Consider the following 17,877-nt stretch of genomic DNA (forward strand, 5'->3'; position numbering starts at 1 on the left):
GCCTCCGGCGGGGATATTTTTACACGAAAGAAGGCGCGGGCTAGCTGGTCATATGGGCGAGCAGCAGGCAGCTTTGGCTGCTGACCACGCCGGGGATCTCGCGGATTTCGCGCAGGACGCGGTCGAAACCTGCCAGGGTGTCGGTGCGGATCTCGACCACCAGATCCCAGACACCGCTGGTGGCATAGACCGCCGCCACATCCGGGATGCGGTTCAGCTGCCGGATCACCGCCCGCGACATGCTGCCCTGCAATTCGACCATGGTGATGGCGCGGATCTCATTTTCCCAGGCAACGTCGGTTTCGATGGTGAACCGCCGGATCCGCCCCGAGGCGACCAGCGCATCCATGCGCTGACGCACCGTCGTGCGCGAGATGCCCAGACTATGCGCCAGTTCGGTCACCGACATCCGGGCGTCGCCGCGCAGGGCCGTCAGCAGGCGGCGATCGGTGTCGTCCTGGGTCACTATGACTTTTTCCTTGATCAGAATGGCCAATTAATCCGGCATTTTGGCCAAAATTTCAAGCGACTTGACCAGCACGTCCCGGCATTCTGGGGGAGAAGAGGACAATGATGATGAAGACCACTTGCATTCTGGGCGCACCGATCCAGACCGGCGCCTCGCAACCCGGCTGCGTGATGGGGCCGCAATCGCTGCGCACCGCCGGCCTGCCGCAGATCCTGACCGAGCTGGGCTGGCAGGTCGAGGATCGCGGCGATCTGTCGATCCCGTCGCAGGCGCCGCAGAGCTATCCCAATCCGGCGATCCACGATCTGGCCGAGACCTGCGCCTGGATCGGATTGCTGAGCCGGCACGCCTATGAGGCGGCACGCGATTTTACCTTGCCGATCTTTATCGGTGGCGATCACTCCATGTCGGCGGGCACCATTGCCGGCGTCGCGCGGCGCGCGGCCGAGCTGGGGCGGCCGCTGTTCGTGCTGTGGCTGGACGCGCATCCCGACCTGCACCGGCTGGACACCACCACCAGCGGCAACCTGCATGGCACGCCGATGGCCTATGCCTGCGGGTTGGGCGATTTCCTGCCCTATCCGCCGAATGCGCATCCGCTGGATCCGCGCCATGTCTGCATGATGGGCATCCGCTCGGTCGATCGGGCCGAGGCTGCGCGCATCCTTGAGACCGGGATCGAGGTCAATGACATGCGCGTGCTGGACGAGACCGGCGTTCTGGCGCCGCTGAAGGCGTTTCTGGCGCGGGTCGAGGCGGCAAACGGGCTGCTGCATGTCAGCTTTGACGTCGATTTTCTGGACCCCGGCATCGCGCCTGCGGTCGGCACCACCGTGCCCGGCGGCGCCACATTCCGCGAGGCGCATCTGATCATGGAGACGCTGGGCGATTCCGGCCTTGTCCGCTCGCTCGATCTGGTCGAGCTGAACCCATTCCTTGACGAACGCGGGCGCACGGCGCGCCTGATTTCGGACCTGACCGCCAGCCTGTTCGGCCGGCGCGTCCTTGACCGCATGACCCGGAGCCTGTGATGTCGCAACCTTCCGAACTTGCCCTTGTGCCCTTTGTCTCGGTGGCCAACATGATGCGGCTGGTGATGTCGCTCGGACCCGAGCAGGTGCTGGCCGATCTGGCGCGCTATATCGAAGATGATTTCCGCCGCTGGCCGGAATTCGACAAGACGCCGCGCGTCGCCAGTCATTCGCGCGATGGCGTAATCGAGCTGATGCCGACCGCCGATGCCGAGAATTACGGCTTCAAATACGTCAACGGCCATCCCAAGAACACGCATTCGGGCTATCAGACGGTGACGGCCTTCGGGGTGCTGTCCTCGGTCGCGACGGGCTATCCGATCCTGCTCACGGAAATGACCATCCTGACGGCGCTGCGCACGGCGGCGACCTCGGGCCTGGTCGGGCGCTATCTGGCCCCCGAGGGCGCCGAGGTGATGGCGATGATCGGCAATGGCGCGCAATGCGAGTTTCAGGCGCTGGCTTTTCGCGTGCTCTGCGGCATCAACCGGCTGCGGCTGCACGACATCGACCCGGCGGCGACGGCCAAGGCGGCGCGCAACCTGCGGGCGCAGGGCTTCGAGGTGGTGGAATGCGCCAGCGCGCAGACCGCGGTCGAGGGCGCGCAGATCATCACCACCTGCACCGCCGACAAGCAGAACGCGACGGTGCTGTCGGACAACATGGTCGGCGCCGGCGTGCATATCAACGCCATCGGCGGCGACTGCCCCGGCAAGACCGAGCTGCAGTGCGACATCCTGAGCCGCGCCAGCGTCTTTGTCGAATACCCGCCCCAGACCCGGATCGAGGGCGAGATCCAGCAGATGCCCGAGGATTTCCCGGTGACCGAACTGTGGCAGGTGATGCTGGGTGCCGTGCCGGGCCGCACCGATCCGCGCCAGATCACCCTGTTCGATTCCGTGGGCTTTGCGATCGAGGATTTCTCGGCGCTGCGCTATGTCCATGACGCGATCAAGGACGGCGATTGCTATGAGCTGCTGGACATCCTTGCCGATCCCGACGATCCGCGTGACCTGTTCGGCATGTTGACGCGCAGCGCCTGAGCGGTCGGCATGGAGGCCGGGTGTCGCCATGCCCCTTGCCCAAAACAAGTGAACCCCTCCTTGACGGAAGGGCTCGTTCTTGGGGTCGCGCCTGCGGGAATGTCTTGGTGCGAAAAAAATGCCGGACTGCGACGTGGAACAGGTGCAGATAAATACGTCTGGGGAAAAGGTCTTGGTATGGCCCGATCCTGCACGTCCGGGTGAATTCTGGCAAGTTTAAAATACGGCCAGAGGCGGTTTTTACAAAAACTTCAGCTCGTCTTGATAAAACTCGCGGCCGAGAAACACCATGATGCCACCGCAAATCGGAAAGATCAGGAAGAGCAGCGCCGCGACGCCGAAAATATTCGAGAACCCCTGCGAGGTCCGGGCCAGATCGGCCATATCCTGACCGGCAAAACGGACAAAATCCTCGGCATAGCGCAAATGCAGTTTATAGAAGAAGGCCGAGAATGCCGGCATGACGAGGATGAAGAAAACGCCCCACCATCCCATTTCCGTCAAACGCTGACGATATTTCCCTTTGCTCATTTGCCTTACTCCTTAACCAACATGCACCCCTTCTAGAATCAACCTGACCTTGTGACAACTTGGCCGTTTAGACAGGTTGTCATTACAACCGTTAGTTTAGTCATATTCGGCATATATCCAAGCCGCCCGCGAATATGGCAAAGCACGGCATGGGCCTGCGGAAAAACTGGCAGGAAATCCAAGATATTTCGGGCCTTCCGTGGTTCGGCCCGGCTGCGGGACCGGGCCGGGATGGCGTCACAGCAGGAAGTCCCCGACGGCCAGATCAATCGATTTGCCAATCATGATGGCAAAATCGGCGGTGCCGTCGCCATCCAGATCCGCCTGCACATAGGTGGCATTGGCGGTGCGCAGCCAGCGCAATTCGCCCGCCGTGCCGCTGAAGGCCTGTTTGCCGATATAGGTGAAATCCTGCGCGCCCTGCAATTTGCTATTGGCGTCGATGGCTGAAAGGTCGATACGGTCGCCATCGGCCCGCGAAAAATCGTCGATGTAATCACGCGCCTGCGGCGTCGAATCGGATGGGGCCAGAAAGACGAACATATCCGCGCCCGCGCCGCCATAAAGGCTGTCTGCCCCGGTATTGCCGTAAATGCGGTCATTGCCGGCGCCGCCGAATATCCGGTCATTGCCCAATCCGCCCGACAAAAGGTCGTCTCCGTCCTCGCCAAACAGCTGATCATTTCCCGGCCCGCCAAAAAGGCTGTCATTGCCGGTGCCACCGCCCAGCCAATCGTCGCCAAAACCGCCATAAAGCAGGTCGTCGCCCGCCTCGCCATAAAGCGTGTCATTGTTCAGCCCGCCGTCCAGCGTGTCATTGCCGGTGCCACCATACAGCGTGTCATTGCCGAGGTCGCCGAACAGGCGGTCATTGCCGGCCTCGCCATAAAGGCGGTCGGCGCCGGCGCTGCCAAAGGCAAGGTCATGACCATTGCCGCCATAAAGCGTGTCATCGCCCAGCCCGCCCAGCAGCCGGTCATTGCCGTCGCCGCCGTAAAGCGCATCATTACCGGCATCACCCGACAGCGTGTCATCACCGATGTCGCCATAAAGCACGTCATGGCCAAGGCCGCCGGACAAGAGGTCATTGCCCGCCTCGCCCAGCAGCGTGTCATTGCCCGCGCCGCCCAGCAGCCAGTCGTTGCCGGTGCCGCCAAAGATCTTGTCATGGCCGCCCAGACCCAGCAGCGTGTCATTGCCCGCGTAGCCGGTCAGCGTATCGGCCAGATCGGTGCCCTGCACCCGGTCATGCCCGGCCAGCAGCAACCGCGTCAGGGCGTTGTCGTCGGATCGGGCATAGGCCCCGGCCAGCGGTGCCAACGACACGGCCAGACCCGAGGCCTCGAACACCGTCTGCGTGCCCTGCGCGATGCGCAGGCCTTGCAGGGTGCCGCCGCTTAGCCCGCCCGGACCCGCGCCGCCATAAAGCAGCCCGGTTCCGGTCAGCAATGCGACATGGCCGGCGCTGTCCGACAGCCGCAGCCGTGTGGCCGAGCGGCTGGCCTCGGGCAGATCCAGAAAGACGGACCAGTCGATCAGCGTCATGTCGCGAAGCGCGCCTGCGCCGGGGCGAAAAACAATCGCTGCCATATCTACACCTTTTGGTTGTTTCTGACAGATGGGCATCGCCCACAGGCAATGCAATGGTTTTGGCGGGGGCCTTGGTTCTGCGTGGGGCCGGTCATCGCGCCACCTCGGCGATCCGACCATCGCGGGCGCGCTGCGCCTTTTTGGCGTAAAGCAGCCGGTCAGCTTCGTCCAACATGGCGGCGTGGTCCCAACCTGCCGCGCTGGCCATCGAGATGCCGATGCTGATGCCCACCGAAACCGCGATCCCGGCCTTGCCGATGGCGATGGGCTCGCGCAGGGCCTCGGTCAGGCGGGCGGCCAGCTGCTGCGCCTCGCCCAGTTCGTCGCAGGGCATGAGAACGGCAAACTCATCGCCGGCCCAGCGGGCGGCCACATCGACCTCGCGCATGCAGCGGCCCATGCGGGTGGCAATCTCGCGCAACACCATGTCGCCTGCGGCATGGCCAAAGCCATCGTTCACCGGCTTGAACTTGTCGAGATCGCCGAAAAGCAGCGCCAGATCACGCCGGTTGCCACCTCGCGCCGCCAGCATCGCCTGCAGCCGGCGGTTAAAGCCGGCGCGGTTCAAAAGACCGGTCAGCGGGTCGGTCTCGGCCTTGTCCTGCAGGGCGAGCTGGCGGGCATAGGCCTGCGAGGCGTCGCGGAACACCACCACGCCGCCAATCGGCTGCTCGTCGGTGTCAAGCACCGCCGAGGCGGTGCAGCTGACCGGCAGGCAGCGATCCTCGCGCCGGCGCAGCATCAGATAGGGCGGCATGTCCGGGGCGGGCGCCGCGAACAGCGCGTCGCCCAGATCGCGGCCCTCGGGGGTTTCCAGCGGCAGCACCTGACGCAGCGGCCGGCCCGCGGCGGCGCTCCAGCCGGTCATGCGCTCGGCCGCAGGGTTCATCCATGTGACGGCCCCGTGGATGTCGGTGGCGATGATGCCGTCGCCCACCGCATCAAAGGTGGCGCGCAGGATCTGGCGCTGCTGGTGGACCTGCGCCAGCGCCTGCATCAACTGCTGCCGGCTGCGCCACAGGTCCAGAAACAGCCCGACCTTGGACAGCAGGATGCGTTCGTTGATCGGCTTGCCGATATAGTCGATGGCCCCGGAATCGTAGCCCTTGAGCTGGTTGAACTCATCCGCGTTCGAGGCGGTCATGAAGATCAGCGGCGTGTCGGCCGAAAACGGGTTGTCGCGCAGAAAGCCCGCGACCTCGAACCCGTCCATCTCGGGCATCTGCACATCCAGCAGCACCAGCGCGAACTGGTGGTCCAGTGCCAAGGACAGCGCCTCATTGCCGGATTGGGCGGTGATCAGTTCGGCGTCCACATGGCGCAGCAAGACGCGCATTGCCGTCAGATTGGCGGCGATGTCATCGACGATCAGGATCCGGGGACGCGCAAGCTCGGCAGTCTGATCGGGGGCCAGGGTCTGGGTCATTGCATCCTTTCATCTGGAACGGGGCCCAGCCCATCCGGGCAGGGCACGGGCCAGGCCTTGGGCTGCGGGCAAAGGATCCAGGCGCTGCCGGGCATAAGCTCGTAGCGGTGCGCGGCGGCCAGCGCCATCTCGTGCCGGCCAAGGCAAAGCCGGCCGCCCCGGACAAGGGAATCGGCAAACAGCTGCATGGCCCGCGCCTGCAGCGCGCGCTGGAAATAGATCAGCACATTGCAGCACAGGATCAGGTTCGCCTCGCAGAACACGGCATCGGTGGCGAGGTTGTGGCGCACGAAGCTGATATGCGACATCAAGCCCGGCGCCAGCCGCATCTGGTCGCCCGCCGGCAGGAAATGCCGCGCCAGCGCCCCCTCGCCGCCCGCCGCCGCATAGCGCGGCTGCGCCGCCGCCAGATCCGAACCCGCGATCAGCCCCTGCCCCGCCCGTGCCAGCGCCCCGGCCGAAATGTCGCTGGCAAAGATCCGGCTGCGCGGCAACAGCCCGGCCTCATGCAGCAGGATCGCCATGGAATAGGCCTCTTGGCCGGCAGCGCATCCGGCGTGCCAGACCGTGATCGTGGGAAAGCTGCGCAGCTGCGGAAACACCAGCCGGCGCAGTTCGTCCAAGGCGCGGGGCTCGCGAAAGATCTCGCTGACCGGCACACAGATGCGGTCCACGACCTCGTCGATCCGCTCGGGGTGCTGCGTCAGCCAGTCGCGCAGCGCCGCCGCGCCCTCCAGTTGCAGCCGCGCGCACAGCTGGCGCAGCCGGCTGGCCAGCGTCGCCGGGCGATACTGCCGGAAATCATGGCCAAAACGCCAGCACACCCAATCCGCGAATTCGCCGATCTCATTTTCCATGCTGCAACTGCTCGCGGATCTTGGCCAAGAGTTGCGGCGTGTCGATGGGCTTGGTCATGTAGTCCGAGGCCCCGGCCTCGATGCAGCGGTCGCGGTCCTCCTTCATGGCCTTGGCGGTCAGGGCGATGATCGGCAGATCCCGCCAATCGCCGCCGCGCGCGCGGATTTCGCGCATGGCCTCATAGCCGTCCATATTGGGCATCATCATGTCCATCAGCACGATCTGCACATCGGGATGGGCCTCCAGCTCGGCCAGCGCCTTCAGCCCGTCCTGCGCCAGCACCACCTCGCAGCCGCGCGCGCGCAGCACCTTGGCCAAGGCATAGATATTGCGCATGTCGTCATCGACCAGCAGCAGCTTGCATTGCAGCGGCGCGGTATCGGCGGGCGCTGCGGCAGGTGCGGGCGCCGGGCTGGCGGGCGCGGCCTGCGCCGGATGCAGAAAGGCCGAAACCTCGTCCAGCAGCCGGCGTTCGGAATGCTCGCCCTTCAGCACGATGCTGTCGGTATGGCCGCGCAGGCGCAGCAGCTCGTCGGGCTGGATGTCGCGGGCGGAATAGACCACCACCGGCACCGAACAGCCCAGCCCGGCCAGCCGGTCCAGAAACTCAAAGCCCGACAGGTCGGGCAGGCCGATGTCAAGGATCAGGCAGTCAAAGCGCTGGCTGCGCAGCAGGGCCAGCGCCTCTTCGGCCGTCAGCGCGCCCGTCACCTCGATCCCGGCCCGCGCCATCAGATGCGAGACCGCCTTTTGCGTGCCGCCGTCATCCTCGACCACAAGCACCGAACGTCCCACCCCCTCGCGCCGCACGGCGGCGGCCGGAGCGGGCAAGGGCAGCGGCGCAGGCACCGAGGCCGCCGGCAGGCCCGCACCCGCGCCGATCGGAATGACCAGCCGGAACACCGAACCCTGCCCCAGCACGCTGTCCACCTCCAGCGTGCCGCCCATCAGCACCGCCAGCTGGCGCGAGATGGTCAGCCCCAGCCCGGTGCCGCCATATTGGCGATGGGTGCTGTCATCGACCTGTTCGAAGGGCTGAAAGATCGCCGTCAGCTTTTCGGTCGGGATGCCGATACCGCTGTCGCGCACGATCAGCGCCAGCCGGTCACCGCCCTCGGGGGCCAGCGTGACCTGCACCCCACCCTGAGCGGTGAATTTCAGCGCATTGCCGATCAGGTTGTTGGCGATCTGCTCCAGCCGGCCGGGATCGGTCAGGATCAGCTCGGGCAGGCCCAAGGCGCAGGTGATGCGAAAATCCACGCGCTTTTGTTCGGCGATGGGACGGAAGCTGTGCTCCAGCGTCAGCACCAGCTGGCGCAGGGCCAGCGGCTCGCGCCGGACCTCGATCTTGCCGGCCTCGATCTTGGACAGGTCAAGGATCTCGTTGATCAGGCGCAACAGGCTGATGCCGCTGGTGTGGATGACCTGCGCTGCCTCGACCTGATCGGGTTGCAGGTTGCGTTCGCTGTTGCTGGCCAGATCCTGCGCCAGGATCAGCATGCTGTTGAGCGGCGTGCGCAGCTCATGCGACATATTGGCCAGAAAGCGCGACTTGTATTGGCTGGTGCGCTGCAATTCCTCGGCCCGGGTGATCGCCTCTTTCTGCGAGGCCTCCAGCTGGCTGGTGCGGCAGGCCAGCTCGTCATTGGTGGCCTGCAAAGCCTCTTGCTGGGCGCGCAATTCCTCTTCGGCGGCCTGCAGCTCTTCGGTCTGGCGCCGGCTCTGGGCCAGCAGCGCCCGGGTCTCCAGCGCGCGTTCCAGATTTTCCAGCGGCAGCGAGACGGCGTGAATCGCCTCGTCGAGGATGCGCTGGCGCGTCGCATTCATGGGCGCCATCAGCGCAAATTCCATCACCCCGATCAGCCGGTCGCGCAGCAAGACCGGCGTCAGCAGGATCATCTGCGGCGCGCCATGCCCGGTGCCCGATTGCAGCCGAAGATAGTTTTCCGGCACCGGCGACAGCACGCGCAGCTTGCGGTCGCGCGCCACCTGCCCGATCAGCCCCTCGCCCATGGCATAGGATTTCGGCATGTCCTCGGACAGCCGGTAGCCATAGGCCGAAAACAGCCACAGCCGATGCTGTTCGGGATCGTAGGAAAAGAACACCGCCACCTCGGCGCCCAGCTCCTGCGCCATCGCGGTCAGCGCGGTATGGCCAAAGTCACGCAGGCTGTCTTGCGCCTGCACCATGTCCGACAGCCGGGTCAGCGCGCCCTTGACGTCCAGATCCTCGGCCCGCGCCACGGCAAGGTTGCGAAAGATCAAGAGCGCCCGGCCCATGGCGCCGATCTCGTCCGAGCGGTCCTGATAGGGGATGTCCACGGTGCGGTCGTCGCGCGCCAGCCGCGCCATCGCCAGTGCCAGCCGGCTGATCGGGCGACTGATGCGGTGGTGCAGGACGGCGAATGCCATCAGCGCCGCCAGCATGACCACGGCGGCGGTAATGCCGTTCGAATCGTGGATCCATGCCAGCGCCGCGTCGCGCTGGCTGCGGCTGTCCAGCGTCCGCCGCACGGCCGTGCTGCGCAGGCGGGCAAAGGATTCGGGTGCGATCTGGGCCAAGGGGCCGGTCAGGGTCTGGGCCATATATTCGGCCAGCAGCCGGGCATGGCCGGTGTCGTCCTTGACCGTGGCATTGCGGGCCAGAAACGGCAGCGCCACCTCCTGCACCCATTCCTGACTGGCGGTGTGGATCGCGGCGGCATCGGCCAGCGTCTGCGCATCCGGCGCCGGCAAGGCGGTCAGCCGGTCCAGTGCCTCGGACGCGCTGCGGTTGGCCTGCACGAATTGCGACCGCGCCTGCGGCGTGTCGGTGGCCAGCGCCCGGATCAACGCGATCTCACGCGCCAGAAAGGCGCTTTCGGCCTGTTCGATCACGCCCATGGCATCGCCAAGCACGCGCACCCGATCCTGCGCGCGGCTCAGCGCGCTGGCGCCCTGATATCCGACCCAGCTGACACCGCCGACAAGCAGCACAAAGCTGAGCATCACCAAGGCGAATTGCACGCTGAGCGACAAGGTTCGGCGGCGCCTGTCCAATCTGTTCGTTCTCCAAAGGGCATCGGGGTGCCGGGTCGGGATCAGCCTTGGGGGCAAGGCGGTGGGGTGGCGCGGGATGCGCCTATCCGCCGGACGCGGCCTGCAGTCCGCGGCGGGTTTCGGTAGTGGAAAGCTCGGCGTTCAGGCGGCGGAACTCGGCCAGCGCGCGGGGCTGGTTGCCGGCGTTCAGATAGGCATAGGCGCGCAGGATCGCGAGATCGCGGCGGATCGAGCCGGTGACCTGTTCGATCGCATCGAAATAGCGAATGGCATCGCGAAAGCGGCGCTGCTTGTAGGCGGCAACGCCGCGCTGATCCAGAATCTGGCGCTCGATATCAAGGCGCTGGCGGTGGTCGAAATCGGCGGTGGCGGCCAGCTGCGCGGCGGGTTCGGACATGCCGAGTTTCAGATAGACCAGCGCAAGGCCATATTGCGCGTCGCGCCGCTGCTGGGCATTCGGGCGCCCGGCCAGCACCGTCTTGAAATCGGCCATCGCGTCCATGCTGCGATCAAGGTTATAGACGCACCACGCGCGTTCCAGAACGGACCCGGTGGCCCGTGCCCCGGCGGTGCGCGCCGCGCATTGGGCCGGGGTTTCGCCCCGGCGCGCGGGCGGCGCCGCCGGTTCGGCCCGCGCGCTGCGGCGAGGGCTGGATTGCGCACCGGATTGTGGCGCGGCCTTTTTCGCGGCTTTGGAACCCTCGTTGGGGCTGGCCGGTTTCTCGGCCTTGCTCGCCGGTGTCGGGGCCGCCGTCACCACGCCCCGCCCCGCCAGCAAGCGCTGCAAGATAGCGTCAAAGCGCGCGGCCTGCGCCGGAAAACGGCTGGCAAGCCCGGCGGCCATGCCGCGCAGCTCGGCCTCGCTGGCCACGCCATCGGCCTTTTCCAGCGTCGAGGCCAGATCACCCGGATCGGTGCAGGTGCCAAGGACGGCGCGATAGGTCGCCAGCGCATCGGCGCGGGCGCCGGCATCGCGCTGACCTTCGGCAATGCGCCAGGCGTTGTTGATGCGGTCGCAGCGCAGCAGGCCGGGCGTGCGCGCGGCCACGCCCCGCGCCGTCGCGACATCGCCGCCTGACAGCGCATCGTCCAATGTGCGCTGCCCCTCGGCGGTTTCCAGCTGCGCGGCCATGTCGGCGGGCGGCACCCAGCCGGGGAAATCGCGCCGCGTCTGCGCCAGCGTCTCGCGCGCCTGATCGGTCTGGCCGGCGGCAAGCTGGCTGTAAAAGCGGTCGATCTCGGCCTGCGGGTCGCGGCTGGTGGCCACCAGCCCGGCCGGATCGGCGGGCGCCGCCCATTGCGGGTATTTCAGTTGCAGGCGGCGCAGCTCGGCGCGGGCGGCGGTGTCCTCGCCCTGCTGGACATACATGCGCAGCGCCAGCAGCTCATCGGCGGGCGGCGCGCTTTGCGCCAGCGCCGGGACGGTCGGCAGCGCCAGAAACAGGGTGGCAAGAACGACGGATTTCATCATATCGGCACACATTTCGGAAAACGGGACACCTGCGCGACCAGCGCCATCAGATGCAGGGTGGCCGGGTAATAGGGCTGGGCCGCGACAAAGGGCTGCATGGCCGAGCCAAGCCCCGACGCCCCGGCACATTCGGCCAGCGCCTCGACCGCGCCATAGCCGGCATGGGCGCTACGCTCGACCACGGCGCCGGTGGCGGGATCAAAGACGACCGGGAAATCGGCCCCTGCGGGCGCCGCAGCCGCCGTCCGCGCAAAGGCCGTCACCGCCGCCGAAGTGGCATGCCCCGACCATAGCGCAAACAGCGGCACCCGGATCGCCTCATAGCCCGATTGCTGCGAAAATCGCGCCGGCGGCGGCACCGGGCCGGTGGCGGTCAGACAGACCCAATCCGGCACCGGCCCGGCCAAGGCCAAGGCATCGATCAGCCGCACCCCGTCATCGGCCAATTGCCGCAGCCGGGGCTGATCGGTCGCCTGCGCCAGATCGCGCATCGCCAGCGGCATATAATAGGATGGGTTGATCACCACCTGATCGGCGCTGCGGAACCCCTCGGCGCCGGGCAGGAACAGCAGCGCGCCGCTGCCGTCGGGATGGGGCACGACGCAAAGCCGCAGCAGATCCTGCACGATGGCCGCCGCGCGCTCGGCCAGTTCGGGGCGCTGCTGGCGGCTGGCGGCCATGCTCAGCGCCCATGCGTGAAACAGATCGCCATCGGCGGCATTGTTGCGGTCCTGAACCGGCGGGTCGGCCTCGGGCTGCCAGCGCCATGCCAGCAGCGCGTCGCCGCGCACTGCAAGGTTGCGGGTGGTCCAGTCCAGCATGGCATCAAAGGCCGGGCGATCATCCATGATCGCCGCCAGTGCCAGACCATAGCCCTGCCCCTCGGAATGGCTGGCCGCATTCTGAAAGCCGTCGACGACGCGGCCATCCTGCGCCAGACAGACCGATTTCCACGCCTGCCAGGCCGGCAGCAGCGGCTGGACCTCGGGCGCGGGCCCGCTTTGGGCGCGGGCACGCGACAGGGGCGCGGCCATGGCCAGCGCCGCAAGGCCTGCGATCAACATGCGGCGGTTCATCAGCGCAGCCTCCATTTGCGGAAAACGATCACGACGATCAGCGCCGGCACCACCGAAAGCAGCCCCAGCCCCAGCAGCGCCCCGGCAAACAGCAGCGGCGACCACGAGGCGTAATTGCCAAGGATCGGGAACAGATTGGCCAGCGTCACCGGCTCTTGCAGGCGCGGCGGCACCACCGGCGCCCAGACCTGCCAGCTGCCATCATTGGACAACAGGGCGGCGGCGCCATTGCCCTGCCGGCTGCTTTGCAACCCGTCCAGCGTCCGGCTGATGCCGCGCGGATCGGCCTGCGGGCCAAGGATCAGCTGCAAGGCCTGCGGCCGCTCGGTTTCGGCCGCGATCAGCAGCGCATCGCCGCGCCGGCCCTGCAACCAGTCCGACAGGTCCTGATCCGAGGCAAGGAAGGCCGAGGCAAGGATCCGGTCCCGGCTGCGCGCGGCCCAGGCCAGCGGCGACCACGCCCGGTCCTTGGCCGGGGCGGTCGCGGCGGGCGCATCGCCGGCGCCAAGGTCGAATTGCGGCGCCGGGGCAGCCACGCCCGCATCCGCAGGCGGCGTTTGCGCGAAAAGCGCCCCTTGCAGCGCGCGCAGCGATACATCGGCCAGCGAGGCCGGCAGGGTGCTGAAATCCGTCACCAGCAGCGACACCGCCGGATTGGCGCCCTCGGGTGGCGGCATGGCGGCGGCCAGCTGCGCGGCAGCGCGGTCGATCCGCTGGGGCTCGGTCGCCTTGGGGTCGGGGGTAACGCCGGCCGGGTCCAGCCACGCCAGCACCGAAGCCAGCCCGCTCAGCTGCATCGCCGGCGAAACCGGCACGGTCAGGGCGCTGTCCTGCGCCACCACCAGCATGTCGAATTGGCGCGGCGGGCAGGCCATGTCGGGCGGATTGCCCGGCACCATCATTTCAAAGCTCAGCCGGTTCGCGCCCGAATGCAGCAGCCTTGCGGCAAAGCCGATGTCCAGAGGCGGCAAAAGCCTGCCGCCGTCGCGGTCCAGCGGCAGCAGCCGCACCGTCTGGCCATTGACCTTGACCAGCAGGTTCGCGCCCGCAGGCAGGTTCTCGGCATGGCCGTAATGCAGCTGCAACCGCGCCTTTTGATTGGCAAGCAGCAGCCAGTCGTCGGGCAGGCGAAAGCCGACATCCTGCTGGAAATAGCGGGTATTGCCGATGATGTCGCCCTGACCCAGCTCGGCCAGCGTCCGGGCCTTGCCGGGGTGCAGCAGCGGCAGCGGCGGCGCGGGCGGCAGCGCCACGGCCTGCAAGCCCTCGGCCAGACCGGGCAGCTCGGCGCCGCGCGCGGCCACCACCATCACCGGCGCGCCCGTCGCATCGCGCCGATAGGCGACGGACGGGGTCTGGGCGTCCACCGCCGGCGCCAGCAGCACCGAAACCGCCGGGCGCGGGCCCATGTCATAGGGGCTGGCAAAGTCGATCCAGCCCCGGCCCTGCATGGCCGCACCCAGAACCAGCGCCAGCTGGCGCATCGCAGCCGGATCGACGCCGGGCGCGACCCGCACCGTCAGCGCCGCGCCGCTGCCGATCTGCTGCGACAACGCCTGCGCAAATCCCTGCGCCGAGGCCGCCGCCACCCCCTGCGACATCAGCGCGCCGCTGCGCGTCAGATCCAGCTCGGTCCAGACGCCGAAACTGGCCTCGGGGCCGCAGAACACCCGATGCGGCTGGCGCACCGCCAGCCGGATGCGGTTGCTGCCCGCGACCAGCGCCGGCGTCGGCAGCTCGGCCAGCTGAAAGCCGTCAAAGCTGTGCAACGGCAACGCGACCGGCGGCGCGTCATTGACTGCGACCTCGATCGCGGCGCTGTCGGGCAGCACGTTGATGGCCGAGCGCAGCGCCAGTTGCAGCCCCTGCGGCACCGGCTGATCGGCGGGCAGCTCCAGCGCCAGCATGATCCCGGCCACCTCGCCGGTCAGGCGCAGGATGCCGGGCCGCGGCAGGCTGGCGCCCATCACCACCTCGTCCGGCAGGGCCAGCAGCGGCGCAAGACGGGCCAATGGCGGCGCGGCGGCGGCGGCGGCCGGGGCGGCATCGCGGATCGCGGGGGCGGCATCGATCCGGGCCGCAGGCGCGGGCGCGGGCGCGGCCTGCCCCGGTTCGGGGGCGGTCACAGGCTCGGGCAGCACGATGTCCTGCGCGAGCGCACCACCGGCCAGCAACAGACCGGGCAGCAGCGGCGCCAGCAGCCGGGGCAGGAATGCGGGCAACAGCGATTTCGGCATCCGCGTCATCGGCCGGCCTCGATCTCGATGAAATCCTCGATCGGGGCGGGCATCGATTCGCGCCGGTGCTCGTCGGTGTCGAAATCCGCGCCAAAGGCCAGCAGATGCACCGGCCGCGCACCCCGGTTCGCGCCAAGCGCCGCGCGTTGGCGCCGGGCGGGCTCGCGCAGGAAATCGCCCAAGGTGCGCGGGATCGAGGTCAGCATCAGCCCAAGGATATAGACCAGCCCCGCGATCAGCCCCTTGCCCTGCCGGGTCGCCTCGCGCTGCATGCGCCAGACCTCGCTGTCGCCAAAGATCATCTGCGCCACCGCCTCTTGCACGGCGACGGGCTGATCGCCGACCAGCCGCAGGCCCAGCGTCGTGCCCTCGCCCGCCGCGGTCGAGATCGCCAGCACCACGGCGCGCACCTCCTGCTCCAGATGCGGAGCATTGGCAAAGCTGGGGCGGAAACAGATTTCCTCGCCCTGACGCACCATGACGGCGCCGACGCCGCGTGGCGCATGTTCCAGCCGCAGGCTGGCGCCGCTGGTCGAGACATCCAGCACCGTCGCCTTGACCGGCGCCCGGCCCGCGCCATCCCAGCTGGCCGTCGCCGGCAGGTGCAGCGTCACGCGCGGCGCGGCGCGGCGTTGCTGCTTTTCCGAAACCGCGCGCAGCGACAGCGACACCATCAGCAGGTTGATGACCGCCCAGACCCCCACCACCGACAGCACGCTGCGGTCACCGGGAAAGGCGATCCAGCGGATCACCAGCGCCACCACGCCGGCCAGCGTCAGCAGGAACAGCCCCGCCAGCGGACCATAGATCGGCGAGATGTAATCCTCGGACAACGTCTCGTCCTTGGCGGTGACGTTGAACTTGGCCCCGCGCGGGCGCAGCAGCGTGCGAAAGATCGAGGTGGCCAGATAGGGCGCCTGAGCGATCTCGTAGATCTCGGAAATCAGCGGCCAGCGATAGCGCGAGAACAGCGCGCTTTGCACCAGCATGACCACGGCCATGTAGCTCAGCACATAGGCCATCGCCTCCTGGAAGGTGGTGACGACGATTTCAAGGCCGAAGAACAGATAGGTCAGCGGCGCAAGGATATAGACCAGCCGGATCAGCGGAAAGAACCAGAAGGACATCGAGTTGATGTAGCACAGCCGCTGCAAGGGCTTCAGTCCGCGCCGGAACAGCGGGTTCTTCAAGACCAGCATCTGCACCATGCCCGAGGCCCAGCGGCCGCGCTGCTGGATGAACGAGACGAAGGTCTCGGGCTGCAAGCCGGCGATCATGGCGCGGTCCAGATAAAGGCTGCGCCAGCCCTGCGAATGGATCTCCAGCGCGGTTTCGGCATCCTCGGTGATGGTCTCGCCGGCAAAGCCGCCGACGCTGTCCAGCGCCTTCCTGCGGATCACCGCAGCCGAGCCGCAAAAGAACGCCCCGCCCCAGCGATCCAGCCCGCGGTGGATCATGCCGTAGAACATCTCGTTCTCGGGCGGGGATTTCAGGCCAAGGTTGCGCTGGATCGGATCGGGGTTGATGAAATGATGCGGGGTCTGGACCAGAAACAGCTTGGGGTCTTGCGTGAAATAGCCGACCGTCCGGGCCAGGAAATCGCGCGACGGCACGTGATCGGCGTCAAATACCACGACCAGATCGCCGTCCAGACGCGCCAAGGCCGCGCTCATATTGCCGGCTTTCGCGTGTTCGTTCTTGGCCCGCGTCGAATAGATCACGCCCAGATCGGCACAAAGCGCCTGCAATTGCGCGCGCCGCGCCCGCGCCCGGGCGGCCAGCTCGGGGTCGGGGGAATCGCAGCGCTGATCGGTGCCGCCATCGTCGCACAGCACCACCCGGCGCTTCGAGGCCGGATAGATCATGTTCTTGGCCGCCGACAGCGTGATGCTGAGCATCTCGACTGGCTCGTTATAGGACGGCACGAGGATATCGACGGTGGGCAGGTTCTCCAGCTCGACGCGGGGTGGCAGGCCACGGTCCAGCGGGTCGGCAGTGATGAAATCGCCCAGAAAGAACACGAGGATCGAATAGGTCTCAAAGACCAGCAGGATCACGGCACAGATGAACGAGGCGTTCAGCCCCGGATCGGGCAGCGTCGCCGTGACGCGCCAGAACCAGTAGCGCAGCACCACGATGCTGGCGATGGCCACCAGCACCATGCGCGGCACGATATTGCGCGAAAGCGGCTTGAGCAGGATGACCAGCAGCACCGCGCCCAGCCCCAGCATCGCCTGCGCTGCATCCGAAACCGGGATCGCGCACAGCACAAAGACCGGCACCAGCAGCAGTGCCCAAAGCCATAGCAGCGCCGCGCTTTGCATGTTGCGACCGCGGCTCATCGGGCAGCCCCTGGCACGGCGACCAACGCGGCCGAGGGCGCAGCCAAAGGCGACAGCAGCCGGCTGTTGCCCTGTCCGTCGCGCGCAATCGGGGCGATGCCGATGCTTTCGGCCAGAATCGGCGCCAGCGCCTGTTGCGCAGTGCCGCGCAGGCAATTGCGCAGGACGACATCCATCACCCCGCCATCGCCCGGCAATTGCCGCATCCCCGAGTTCAGCCGCCGCATCCCCAGCACGCAGGTGGTGTCGCCAAAATCGCGGCTGACCCACAGATAGGGGCCAAGCGCGTCCTCGGCCGCGATCAGATCGCCCGAAGAGACGGCACCAAAGGGCTGCGGCATGCCGCCAAAGCTGGCCAGCAGGCTTTCAAAGCGCAGCCGGCCAAAGCCCGAGACGCCGTTGCGTGTGCGCAGCATCATGACATTATCGCCCGGCACAGCGCTGTCATTGACCAGACCGATGCGCTGTTCCAGCCCGGTGCGGATGTTGCGTTGCAGCACGCTGCGGATGCCGGGCGCGTTCACCCAGGCCTGCGCCGGCGCGACGCTGACAAAGGCCGTGCGCTCGTCGATCTGGCCTTGGGTCAGGATCAGGTCCTGCGCATCGGGCACACAGGCCCCGGCCAGAATCGGGCCAGCCAGCGCCATGGCCAGCGCCGCGATGCGGGCCGGTCCGCGACGGCGCCGCGAAAGGGGGGGACGACGAAGCTCAGCCTCCATGACAAATCCTCAGCAGGACAGGTCACCGACCCAGCCCATGCGACC

13 protein-coding genes are annotated in these 17,877 nt (G+C 67.3%); 2 read left to right on the forward strand and 11 right to left on the reverse strand.

What is annotated here, in order from left to right:
• Nucleotides 1–40: 40 nt before the first annotated feature.
• Nucleotides 41–466: an Lrp/AsnC family transcriptional regulator gene (locus GL279_RS05195; RefSeq protein WP_343039710.1), complete on the reverse strand. Its 426-nt coding sequence runs from the start codon at nt 464–466 to the stop codon at nt 41–43.
• 110 nt (nt 467–576) lie between these two features.
• Here GL279_RS05195 and rocF point away from each other — a divergent pair, with 110 nt between their 5' ends.
• Both rocF and GL279_RS05205 read left to right on the forward strand, forming a co-directional pair.
• Nucleotides 577–1,500 (forward strand): arginase, encoded by a 924-nt coding sequence (rocF, locus tag GL279_RS05200; RefSeq protein WP_170293929.1) that lies wholly within the window; start codon nt 577–579, stop codon nt 1,498–1,500.
• Complete coding sequence (locus GL279_RS05205; RefSeq protein ID WP_155063556.1) at nt 1,500–2,543, forward strand: ornithine cyclodeaminase; 1,044 nt, start codon at nt 1,500–1,502, stop codon at nt 2,541–2,543. Before rocF ends, GL279_RS05205 begins: the two co-directional genes overlap by 1 nt.
• Nucleotides 2,544–2,783: 240 nt before the next feature.
• On the opposite strand, the gene GL279_RS05210 is transcribed toward GL279_RS05205, so the two are convergent.
• The 10 genes from GL279_RS05210 to GL279_RS05255 all read right to left on the reverse strand — a co-directional run bounded on the left by GL279_RS05210 (nt 2,784) and on the right by GL279_RS05255 (nt 17,832).
• Nucleotides 2,784–3,074 carry a hypothetical protein gene (locus GL279_RS05210; protein ID WP_155063557.1) on the reverse strand — a complete coding sequence of 97 codons (291 nt, stop codon included), beginning with the start codon at nt 3,072–3,074 and terminating at the stop codon, nt 2,784–2,786.
• Between the two features lie 237 nt (nt 3,075–3,311).
• Nucleotides 3,312–4,664: a calcium-binding protein gene (locus GL279_RS05215; protein WP_246175178.1), complete on the reverse strand. Its 1,353-nt coding sequence runs from the start codon at nt 4,662–4,664 to the stop codon at nt 3,312–3,314.
• 91 nt (nt 4,665–4,755) lie between these two features.
• The gene (locus tag GL279_RS05220; RefSeq protein WP_155063559.1) at nt 4,756–6,090 is read right to left on the reverse strand and encodes a GGDEF domain-containing response regulator; all 1,335 of its coding nucleotides are present in this window, start codon (nt 6,088–6,090) and stop codon (nt 4,756–4,758) included.
• Nucleotides 6,087–6,947, reverse strand: a complete 861-nt coding sequence (locus GL279_RS05225) for a CheR family methyltransferase (protein ID WP_155063560.1) — start codon at nt 6,945–6,947, stop codon at nt 6,087–6,089. The genes GL279_RS05220 and GL279_RS05225 overlap by 4 nt, the downstream gene beginning before the upstream one ends.
• Nucleotides 6,937–9,987 carry a response regulator gene (locus tag GL279_RS05230; protein ID WP_170293924.1) on the reverse strand — a complete coding sequence of 1,017 codons (3,051 nt, stop codon included), beginning with the start codon at nt 9,985–9,987 and terminating at the stop codon, nt 6,937–6,939. The genes GL279_RS05225 and GL279_RS05230 overlap by 11 nt, the downstream gene beginning before the upstream one ends.
• 82 nt (nt 9,988–10,069) lie before the next feature.
• Nucleotides 10,070–11,458: a tetratricopeptide repeat protein gene (locus tag GL279_RS05235; protein ID WP_155063562.1), complete on the reverse strand. Its 1,389-nt coding sequence runs from the start codon at nt 11,456–11,458 to the stop codon at nt 10,070–10,072.
• Nucleotides 11,455–12,534 carry a family 8 glycosyl hydrolase gene (locus GL279_RS05240; RefSeq protein ID WP_155063563.1) on the reverse strand — a complete coding sequence of 360 codons (1,080 nt, stop codon included), beginning with the start codon at nt 12,532–12,534 and terminating at the stop codon, nt 11,455–11,457. Before GL279_RS05240 ends, GL279_RS05235 begins: the two co-directional genes overlap by 4 nt.
• Entirely contained in the window at nt 12,534–14,780 is a 2,247-nt protein-coding gene (locus GL279_RS05245) for a cellulose biosynthesis cyclic di-GMP-binding regulatory protein BcsB (protein WP_155063564.1), read from the reverse strand. The genes GL279_RS05240 and GL279_RS05245 overlap by 1 nt, the downstream gene beginning before the upstream one ends.
• Nucleotides 14,777–17,113: a UDP-forming cellulose synthase catalytic subunit gene (gene bcsA, locus GL279_RS05250; RefSeq protein WP_155063565.1), complete on the reverse strand. Its 2,337-nt coding sequence runs from the start codon at nt 17,111–17,113 to the stop codon at nt 14,777–14,779. Before bcsA ends, GL279_RS05245 begins: the two co-directional genes overlap by 4 nt.
• Entirely contained in the window at nt 17,110–17,832 is a 723-nt protein-coding gene (locus GL279_RS05255) for a hypothetical protein (protein ID WP_155063566.1), read from the reverse strand. Before GL279_RS05255 ends, bcsA begins: the two co-directional genes overlap by 4 nt.
• Nucleotides 17,833–17,877 lie beyond the last annotated feature (45 nt).

Source organism: Paracoccus limosus, assembly GCF_009711185.1.
In the GTDB taxonomy this organism is placed as follows: domain Bacteria; phylum Pseudomonadota; class Alphaproteobacteria; order Rhodobacterales; family Rhodobacteraceae; genus Paracoccus; species Paracoccus limosus.

Excerpts from the sequence above, each read along its gene's own strand:
- rocF (WP_170293929.1), top strand. The coding sequence starts at position 577 with ATGAAGACCACTTGCATTCTGGGCGCACCGATCCAGACCGGCGCCTCG.
- GL279_RS05205 (WP_155063556.1), top strand. The coding sequence starts at position 1,500 with ATGTCGCAACCTTCCGAACTTGCCCTTGTGCCCTTTGTCTCGGTGGCC.
- GL279_RS05210 (WP_155063557.1), bottom strand. The coding sequence starts at position 3,074 with ATGAGCAAAGGGAAATATCGTCAGCGTTTGACGGAAATGGGATGGTGG.
- GL279_RS05215 (WP_246175178.1), bottom strand. The coding sequence starts at position 4,664 with ATGGCAGCGATTGTTTTTCGCCCCGGCGCAGGCGCGCTTCGCGACATG.
- GL279_RS05220 (WP_155063559.1), bottom strand. The coding sequence starts at position 6,090 with ATGACCCAGACCCTGGCCCCCGATCAGACTGCCGAGCTTGCGCGTCCC.
- GL279_RS05225 (WP_155063560.1), bottom strand. The coding sequence starts at position 6,947 with ATGGAAAATGAGATCGGCGAATTCGCGGATTGGGTGTGCTGGCGTTTT.
- GL279_RS05235 (WP_155063562.1), bottom strand. The coding sequence starts at position 11,458 with ATGATGAAATCCGTCGTTCTTGCCACCCTGTTTCTGGCGCTGCCGACC.
- GL279_RS05240 (WP_155063563.1), bottom strand. The coding sequence starts at position 12,534 with ATGAACCGCCGCATGTTGATCGCAGGCCTTGCGGCGCTGGCCATGGCC.
- GL279_RS05245 (WP_155063564.1), bottom strand. The coding sequence starts at position 14,780 with ATGACGCGGATGCCGAAATCGCTGTTGCCCGCATTCCTGCCCCGGCTG.
- bcsA (WP_155063565.1), bottom strand. The coding sequence starts at position 17,113 with ATGAGCCGCGGTCGCAACATGCAAAGCGCGGCGCTGCTATGGCTTTGG.
- GL279_RS05255 (WP_155063566.1), bottom strand. The coding sequence starts at position 17,832 with ATGGAGGCTGAGCTTCGTCGTCCCCCCCTTTCGCGGCGCCGTCGCGGA.